Origin of the sequence: Sutterella seckii (assembly GCF_009183815.1) — a bacterium.
GTDB classification, from domain to species: Bacteria; Pseudomonadota; Gammaproteobacteria; order Burkholderiales; family Burkholderiaceae_F; genus Sutterella; species Sutterella seckii.
Genome location: NZ_WEHX01000017.1, coordinates 25737 through 33239 on the forward strand (window position 1 = coordinate 25737; position 7503 = coordinate 33239).

The window sequence follows — 7503 nt, forward strand, 5'->3', positions numbered from 1 at the left end:
CGGGCACGGCCTTCGCTTTTGCGCTCTTCGGGCTCGGAGGCGTCATTTTCGGGCTTCTCATTACGCCCGTGCTCAAAATGACGTCGAAGAGTCCCGAGGAGGAGCGCCGGCGCGCCCGTGCGGTCGTCCGGTGGTGGTTCGGGCGCTTCGTCGCCATCATCACGGCGCTCCGGCTCGTCCGGGTGGAGGTCAGAAACCCTGAGGCGCTCATGAAAGAGGGCGCCATCCTTGCGTGCTCTCACCCGTCCCTCATCGACGTCGTCTGCCTCCTTTCCGTCGTGCCCGAGGCGACGACCATCGTGAAAGCGGCGCTTTTGAGGAACATCTTCACGCGCGCGCCCATTCGCGCCGCCGGCTACGTTTCGAACGCCGAGGGCCGGACGCAATCGAAAAGCTCGCCCGGGAGCTCGACTCGGGGACAGCCTTCGTCATATTCCCTGAAGGCACCCGGACGCCGAGCGAATTCCCGGAGGGCGAAATGCCGCGGCTTCACCGGGGCGCCGCGCAGCTCGCGCTCCACACGGGGCGCTCCATCACGCCGGTCCGCATCTCCGCGAGCCCGCGCTGGCTCACCAAGGACCACGGCTGGTGGCATTTGCCCGAGAAGCCCATGACGCTCACCTTTGAAGCGCTTCCCGAGATTCCGGCGGCCCCCTATCTCGACCTTTATAATTCGACCCCTCGGCTCGCTGCCCGGCGGTTTACGCTTGCCCTCGGCAGAGAACTTTTCCCCGGGATTCGTCAACCTACTTCCTCCGATGCGCCATGACTGATCTGATCTCCGAAATCCAGTCCCTCATCATTTCCTCGCTCGGGCTCGAAGACATCCGGCCTGAGGACATCGACCCGGATGAGCCGCTCTTCGGCGAAGGGCTCGGCCTCGACAGCATCGACGCCCTCGAGCTCGGCCTTGCCGTCAAGAAGCGCTGGGGCATCACGCTGACCGCGGAAAGCGAAGAGGCAAAGACCGTCTTCAGGAACGTCCGCACGCTCGCCGCCTACATTGAAACGCATAAGCAGAATTAAGAACATGACAACCTTCACCCCTCAGGAAGAAAAGGTCTATCAGGTCCTCTCCGAAATCCTCGTGAACGATTTCGAGATTCCCGCCGACAAGATCAAGCCTGAAGCCCGTCTCTACGAAGACTTCGACATCGATTCCATCGACGCGGTCGACATGATCGTGCAGCTCAAGCCCCATCTCGGCGGCCGCCGCATTTCCCCGGAAGCCTTCAAGCAGGTGCGCACACTGGGCGACGTCGTAACGGTCATCGCGCGCGTCCTTGAAGAGCCCGCCGACGGAAAGGCTGATTAAAGCCCCTCTTCAGACATGTCGGCATCCCCGCTTCTGAAAGTCATCACGGGCGGCGCTGCCGCCCTTTTGATTTGCCTTTATCCCTTCTGGGCCTGGTGGGGATTAAGCCGCTTCGGGATTCTGCCCGTGGCGCTCTCCTTGGCCGGCATCATGCTTCTGCGGGCGCTCATGTCGCCTTCGCGGAAGAACTTCGGATTTGCCGGCATTGCGCTTGTCCTTTCCGCACTCTCGGCGATCCTCGATGCCGAGGAGCCGATGCTCTTTTATCCGGTCGCGGTCAACGGCTTCCTTCTCTGGCTTTTTGGCACATCCCTATCCTCAACGCCCATCGTTGAAAAGTTCGCGCGGCTCCGCACGCCCGATCTCCCGCCCGAAGGCGTCCGCTGGTGCCGCGGCGTCACAAAGGTCTGGTGCGGGTTCTTCGTCCTCAACGGCAGCGTCGCACTTGCCACGGTGCTCTATGGAGACCGCGGACTCTGGATGATCTGGAACGGGTGCGTGAGCTATGTCCTCATCGGCATCCTCTTTGCGGGGGAGTTTCTGCTCCGCAGAATCCGCATGCGACGCGCCGCCGCGAGGAAATAGTCCGGTCGCCCTAAGTTTTCCTCGAGGACGCTATCCTTCGCAGCTTCAGGTCCTGCAGATCCCTCCCAAGGGGGGCGTGCTTCGCCAGCAGTTCGATGTCGTCTGCGAGCTGCATCGCATAGAGCACGCGCAGATAGGCGCCCATGGACACCGTGGGTTCTCCGCGTTCGATTTTGCTGACCGTAAGCTCGGAGCACTGCGCGCGATCCGCGACGAGCGCAATGGTGTAGTTCCGGCGAAGCCGTGCAAGCCGGATTTGTTCTCCCGCGATGCGGAGCTTCTCTGCAATCTTCCTGGGAAGCAAGGTGGAACGGGTGGCTTTAGTCATTATTAAATGATAGATTGTTCTCGATAATACATATTTTATTATTGATTATTCAGGTCGGATAGGATCATTATTCTCTCGAATCTGATCTTTCCGGAATCCCTGAGGCACAATAGCAGTTGCAAACCAACTCTTTTGCCTGCAGCGCCGTGATCTCCGAAACCCGCATCTCCCGCATTCTTACCCTTCAGCCTTCTGATCGGCCCATCGGCATTTTTTCCGACGGAAGAGTGCTGACGCTCAGAGGCTTTCTCGCGGGAACTGCCGCCTGGCGGGATGCGGCGCTGGCGCTTCCTGCCGACGCCCGCGAAAATGCGGTGCTCTATTCGGAAGATGCGCTCGAACTTCTCCCCGCACTCTTCGGCTTCTGGGCGGCCGGCGTTCATGTCATCCTGCCCGGAGACATTCTCCCCGGCACTCTGAAGCACCTTGAGGACTCCGGGGTCGCGCTCGACAAAACCTTCCTCGCGCTCGGCGCCGTTGGGATGGATGCCGGGAACCGGATCGCGCATCTTGTTTCGCCGGTGGAGAGAACCTCGGACTTCAATGCCTTGGAAGCCCCTCATGATCTCGGTCTGCTCGACGACAAAGCGCCGCTTCTGTCTCTACTCACGAGCGGAAGCACAGGAAAGGCAAAGCTCTGCAGAAAGCGACTAGAACAGGCGTTTCTGGAGCCCGAATCAATTGATGCAGGGATTCCAGGCGGAACACCGGCCCTTGGCGCCATTGAAGTCTTAGGCACCGTGAGCGCGCAGCATATTTACGGGCTGCTCTTCCGGGCGCTCTGGCCGCTGCTTTCGATGGAAGCGCTCATCGTCGGAAAGCGCCTTCACTACCCGGAAAATCTGGCAGCAGCGCTCAAGGAAGCCAAGGTCCGCGGACATCGCGCCGTCGTCATCGCGGCGCCTGCGCACCTGAAGCGCTTTACGGACCCGACGCTTTTTGAAGATGCGAGAGACCGCGTCATCCTCGCCTTCTCCTCCACCGGCCCGCTCGATGATGAGGACGCCCGGGTTGCACGCGCCGCGCTCGGGCTCTTTCCCATGGAAGTCTTAGGCTCCACCGAAACGGGCGGCATCGCCTGGCGCAGGAGGTCTCTCGAAAGTGACGGGACAATTTCGACGCCGCCCTGGAAAACCGTTCCTGGAATCACCGCGGGCGTGCGTCTCGAGGACGGCCGCGTGCTCCCTGAAGGAGAAGGACTCCTCACGCTCTCCGGGCGCCACCTTGACCATGAAGGCTGGAACGACGGATCTGACCGCATTCGCCTGAACAACACGGGGTTTACGCTCCTCGGCCGTGCAGACCGAATCGTCAAGATTGAAGGGAAGCGTGTTGCGCTCCCTGAAGTGGAAGCGCTTCTCGTAAAGGGCGGACTCGCGAGCGAAGCGAAGGTCTTTGCCTTCGGCGAAGGGAGGCGCGAAGCGCTCGCGGCCGTCTTGAAGCCCGCGCCTCAGATCAAGGACATTTTCCTCGCCGACGGCAAAGCCGCAGCGGTCCGAAAGCTTCGCGAAGAACTTGGCCGGAATCTTCCGGCAGTATCGATCCCCAGACGCTGGCGGCTTGTCGACGAACTTCCTGCAAATGCTCAGGGGAAGACTACAGTGAAGGCCCTCGAAAGCCTCTTTGACCCGCGTCGTCCGGAGTGGCTGCTGGAAAGCGACGAAGTTCATGAAGGCACCCGGCATCTGCGCCTGAGGCTCGAAGCTTCCCCCGGACTCGAATGGTTCAGGGGGCACTTCCCCGGTCTACCTATTCTCCCCGGCGTCGCGCAGCTTCTTTTGGTCGAAAGGGCTTTCCGCGCCTATGCGCACGTGAGCGGCGACTTTAAGGCGACGCAGGTGAAGACGCTCAAATTCCGTGCGGTTACAACGCCCGGCATGCGTCTTGCGCTCGAGCTTGAATGTCCCTGCGGCATTTCGTCTGAGGAAAGCTTCTCTCTCAAATTTGCCTGGAAGAAAATCGGCGACTCTGAAGACGTCCAATCGAGCGGCACCATTGTCTTCACGAGTGACTGACGGCCCTCCACAGCGTTTTTCCGCTCCCGCCTTTTTCCTCCGGGCGTTTTCAAAGCGCGCGTGCGTCGTAAAATGGTCTTTTATGCCTGACGGCTGCGGGGAGCTCGTCTTCCCAATTCCAGCCGCCCGGCATCGCGACTGCTGCGGCATCCGACCGCTCAGACCCAATTCAAAACGAGGAGACTCTTGATGCAGTTCGTTTTTGAGACGCCCACCCGACTCATCTTCGGCCCGGGAAAACTCGATGCCCTTCGCACGGAAAAACTGCCGGGCAAAAAGGCGCTGCTCCTTACATCGCGCGGCGGCTCGGTCGTGCGTTCGGGCGCCCTTGCCCGCGTAACGGCCGCTCTAGATGCGCAGAAGATTGAATGGGTGCATCTCGCCATCGTCGAACCCAATCCTCTCTCGACCACCGTCATGACCGGCGCCAACCGCGCCCGGGAGGAAGGCTGCGACTTCGTGATTGGTCTGGGCGGCGGCTCCGTGATGGACTGCGCCAAGGCGATTGCGCTCTGCACCACAAATGACGGCGACATCTGGGACTACGTCCAGCAGGGCCAGGGCGGAAGGAAGCAGATCACTGCCACGCCGATCCCCATCGTGGCCATCACGACCACTGCCGGCACCGGTTCGGAAGTGGATGCGGGCGGCGTCATCACGAATCCCGTCACGCAGGAAAAGTGCGGCATCGGCCATCCGACGCTTCTGCCGAAGATCGCCATCGTCGACCCCGAACTGATGCTCTCGGTTCCGCCCATGCTCACGGCCTATCAGGGCTTCGACGCGCTCTTCCACGCTATCGAAGGCTACGTCACGAAGCGCCCCAACTACCTCTCCGAAATGTATGCGCTCGCGAGCGTGCGCCATTGCGCCGAAGGCCTCGCCCGCGCCGTCCGCGACGGCTCTGACTATGAAGCCCGCGAACACATGGCGATTGCCAACACGCTTTCGGGCTACGTCATGGTCTGCGGACGTCTCACGAGCCAGCACTCGATGGAGCATGCGCTCTCCGCCTTCCATCAGGATCTCCCGCACGGCGCCGGCCTTATCATGCTCTCGCTCGCCTACTTCGGTCACATGATCAAGACGGGCGCTCGTTCCGACCGCTTTGTCGAACTCGCCAGGGCGCTGGGCGTGCGCGATGCCGTTCATCCTGCGGATTTCCTGCGCGCGCTGCATGACCTGCAGGTCGCCTGCGGCGTCGACAACCTGCGCATGAGCGACTACGGCGTCACGCGTGAAGAAATTCCGGCGCTTGCTGAAAAAGCCCGCTCTGCCGGCGGCATGCTCTTTGAGCAGGACCCTGTGGCTTTGACTTTTGAAGACACTGTGGCGATTTTTGAGGCGGCTTACCGTTAATACCGCTCCATCTGCTTGATTTTTGTATTCAGTTCAGCCGCCTTCGGGCGGCTGATTATTTTCGGGAAGAGGACTCAAGGTTTGCACCAGCTGCAAACCATTGAAGCTAACTACTTTCTTTTGCAGGGTCGAGGCTTTGCCGTATCTCGATTTCAACACATACCCCGGAGGAGTATTGGTCGACCTTACGATCAAAATCGATGAGTCATCATCACAGAGTTCATACAGTTTTTCAGCCACCTCTACAGCCAAAGCATCGCTCACGCTCGAAACGAAACAAGTTGGTATGGGTTCAATGAACCAGAGTTTCATTTTTCCGCGAATTCGATCGGGTATTTTATCTGCAAAAACAACCAGCATTTAAATCTCCAAAACCGATTCAACATCTGAAATAATATTCATCAAAATTTTTCGTTCAAGCAATCGATCACAAAAAGCATCAATAACTACATGACGATCGTAAATATCTGCATCTTCATGAACCAATTTAAAAGCTAGATCGATTGTCACGTATTCTTTATAAAAATCTGCCACGTCATATACAAAAGGCAGAGGTGATCCGGAATGGATAAACCCAACTCTAGGCGAATAACCTCCGGACAACAGTGCCGAAGTAACAACCCCATAAAGCAATCCATTCAGAAAAGTTAATGTTCGATTAATCGGCTCGCTTTTGCTGCTTTGTCCTGGAATATATGATCGACCGCTCCATGGAACACCATATTCTGCGGATTTCTGTGCATATAAACCTTTGACGCGCCGCCCCTCCATGCCCATCATCATCTGCAGGGTTTTCCCTTTCAAATCAGCATCCGGGAATCTTCTGGCAAACATTTTTCGTGCGACTTCCACTCTTGATTCGTCATTAAAAGCCAGCCTCAATTGCTTATATAACGTTTGGGTATCTGCAGTGGGCGGTTCTGCATAAGCATAAAATTTCAAACTATCTTCACCTATCCAGCATATTGTGCAGGAAGCCTCGCTTATTGCGCCGATTGCCGCATGAGTGATAGATGTTCCCGGACCGATAAAAAGGCTTCCGATTGTCGCGACAGGCAACCTGACGACAGAACCGGTTTTATCAATCCATTTTACGCTGCTGTCATCAATTTCTATTCTCCCATGCTCAAGATATACGAATGGGAAGCGATTTTTAACCTGTGGAAATAAATTTTTAGGAACTTTAAATAATCTCATAATGTGACTCGTCAAAAAAGTAATTCATCACAAAATCAATAAGACGGAAACACCCCCGCCGAGGCGGGGAAGACCATGGCGCCGCACGTCCACACTTTGTACTCTCAGAAACACCCCCGCCGAGGCGGGGAAGACTACGAAACGAAGAACGGAGCCGCGATGCTCCGGGAAACACCCCCGCCGAGGCGGGGAAGACGCCGCGCAAACGGCGTCAATGACTGGTGGGTTGGAAACACCCCCGCCGAGGCGGGGAAGACTCGGGCTAATGTTACTGTGATAACATATTTCCGGAAACACCCCCGCCGAGGCGGGGAAGACCCGTGGGAGTCCGAGCACACTAGCGGCTCCGCAGAAACACCCCCGCCGAGGCGGGGAAGACCGCAATATCCATGAGGATCGAAAACTCTGTGCCGGAAACACCCCCGCCGAGGCGGGGAAGACAGGGCCACAGCCCACCTCTTGATGACGTTGGGGGAAACACCCCCGCCGAGGCGGGGAAGACTCTCGCAGTGGAAAGCAACGGCCCGTGCGGTCGGAAACACCCCCGCCGAGGCGGGGAAGACCTTACGAAGGTCGGCCACTTCCCATTGATCGGAAAATCTCGCTCTCGGTCTTGGTATAACGACGGTCGAGAGAAAGCAAGTAGTTGAAATCCTTTAAAGATTTCATTGAAACCCACTTGCTTTTTCTTTCTGTGTAGGGTA

General features: G+C 57.9%; 9 protein-coding genes, 1 pseudogene and 1 CRISPR repeat array. Of the genes and pseudogenes, 7 read left to right on the top strand and 3 right to left on the bottom strand.

Features of this window, described 5'->3' with window-relative positions; translation table 11 throughout:
* Positions 1-77: 77 nt before the first annotated feature.
* The 5 genes and pseudogenes from GBM95_RS13150 to GBM95_RS04445 form a co-directional block, all read left to right on the top strand.
* A pseudogene (locus tag GBM95_RS13150) lies at positions 78-302 on the top strand (lysophospholipid acyltransferase family protein); the annotation flags it as partial.
* Complete coding sequence (locus tag GBM95_RS04430; RefSeq protein WP_226963158.1) at positions 233-769, top strand: lysophospholipid acyltransferase family protein; 537 nt, start codon at positions 233-235, stop codon at positions 767-769. The pseudogene GBM95_RS13150 and the gene GBM95_RS04430, both read left to right, overlap by 70 nt.
* Positions 766-1026 (top strand): phosphopantetheine-binding protein, encoded by a 261-nt coding sequence (locus tag GBM95_RS04435; RefSeq protein WP_152157980.1) that lies wholly within the window; start codon positions 766-768, stop codon positions 1024-1026. The genes GBM95_RS04430 and GBM95_RS04435 overlap by 4 nt, the downstream gene beginning before the upstream one ends.
* A gap of 4 nt (positions 1027-1030) precedes the next feature.
* The gene (locus GBM95_RS04440; RefSeq protein WP_152157981.1) at positions 1031-1315 is read left to right on the top strand and encodes an acyl carrier protein; all 285 of its coding nucleotides are present in this window, start codon (positions 1031-1033) and stop codon (positions 1313-1315) included.
* Positions 1316-1330: 15 nt separating this feature from the next.
* On the top strand, positions 1331-1900 hold the full coding sequence (locus tag GBM95_RS04445) for a COG4648 family protein (protein ID WP_152157982.1): 570 nt from the start codon (positions 1331-1333) through the stop codon (positions 1898-1900).
* Positions 1901-1910: 10 nt separating this feature from the next.
* On the opposite strand, the gene GBM95_RS04450 is transcribed toward GBM95_RS04445, so the two are convergent.
* Complete coding sequence (locus tag GBM95_RS04450) at positions 1911-2228, bottom strand: helix-turn-helix domain-containing protein (RefSeq protein WP_152157983.1); 318 nt, start codon at positions 2226-2228, stop codon at positions 1911-1913.
* Positions 2229-2344: 116 nt separating this feature from the next.
* Here GBM95_RS04450 and GBM95_RS04455 point away from each other — a divergent pair, with 116 nt between their 5' ends.
* Together GBM95_RS04455 and GBM95_RS04460 are read left to right on the top strand one after the other, a co-directional pair.
* Positions 2345-4243, top strand: coding sequence for an acyl-CoA synthetase (locus GBM95_RS04455; protein ID WP_193222571.1), 1899 nt, complete (start codon positions 2345-2347; stop codon positions 4241-4243).
* A gap of 189 nt (positions 4244-4432) precedes the next feature.
* The gene (locus GBM95_RS04460) at positions 4433-5602 is read left to right on the top strand and encodes an iron-containing alcohol dehydrogenase (protein WP_152157984.1); all 1170 of its coding nucleotides are present in this window, start codon (positions 4433-4435) and stop codon (positions 5600-5602) included.
* Positions 5603-5635: 33 nt separating this feature from the next.
* On the opposite strand, the gene cas2e is transcribed toward GBM95_RS04460, so the two are convergent.
* On the bottom strand, positions 5636-5962 hold the full coding sequence (gene cas2e, locus GBM95_RS04465) for a type I-E CRISPR-associated endoribonuclease Cas2e (protein WP_152157985.1): 327 nt from the start codon (positions 5960-5962) through the stop codon (positions 5636-5638).
* Positions 5963-6799 (bottom strand): type I-E CRISPR-associated endonuclease Cas1e, encoded by an 837-nt coding sequence (gene cas1e / locus GBM95_RS04470; RefSeq protein ID WP_152157986.1) that lies wholly within the window; start codon positions 6797-6799, stop codon positions 5963-5965.
* Positions 6800-6844: 45 nt separating this feature from the next.
* A CRISPR array of direct repeats spans positions 6845-7362; the repeat unit is 29 nt; unit sequence GGAAACACCCCCGCCGAGGCGGGGAAGAC.
* Positions 7363-7503 lie beyond the last annotated feature (141 nt).

Excerpts from the sequence above, each read along its gene's own strand:
- GBM95_RS04435 (WP_152157980.1), top strand. The coding sequence starts at position 766 with ATGACTGATCTGATCTCCGAAATCCAGTCCCTCATCATTTCCTCGCTC.
- GBM95_RS04440 (WP_152157981.1), top strand. The coding sequence starts at position 1,031 with ATGACAACCTTCACCCCTCAGGAAGAAAAGGTCTATCAGGTCCTCTCC.
- GBM95_RS04445 (WP_152157982.1), top strand. The coding sequence starts at position 1,331 with ATGTCGGCATCCCCGCTTCTGAAAGTCATCACGGGCGGCGCTGCCGCC.
- GBM95_RS04450 (WP_152157983.1), bottom strand. The coding sequence starts at position 2,228 with ATGACTAAAGCCACCCGTTCCACCTTGCTTCCCAGGAAGATTGCAGAG.
- GBM95_RS04460 (WP_152157984.1), top strand. The coding sequence starts at position 4,433 with ATGCAGTTCGTTTTTGAGACGCCCACCCGACTCATCTTCGGCCCGGGA.
- cas2e (WP_152157985.1), bottom strand. The coding sequence starts at position 5,962 with ATGCTGGTTGTTTTTGCAGATAAAATACCCGATCGAATTCGCGGAAAA.
- cas1e (WP_152157986.1), bottom strand. The coding sequence starts at position 6,799 with ATGAGATTATTTAAAGTTCCTAAAAATTTATTTCCACAGGTTAAAAAT.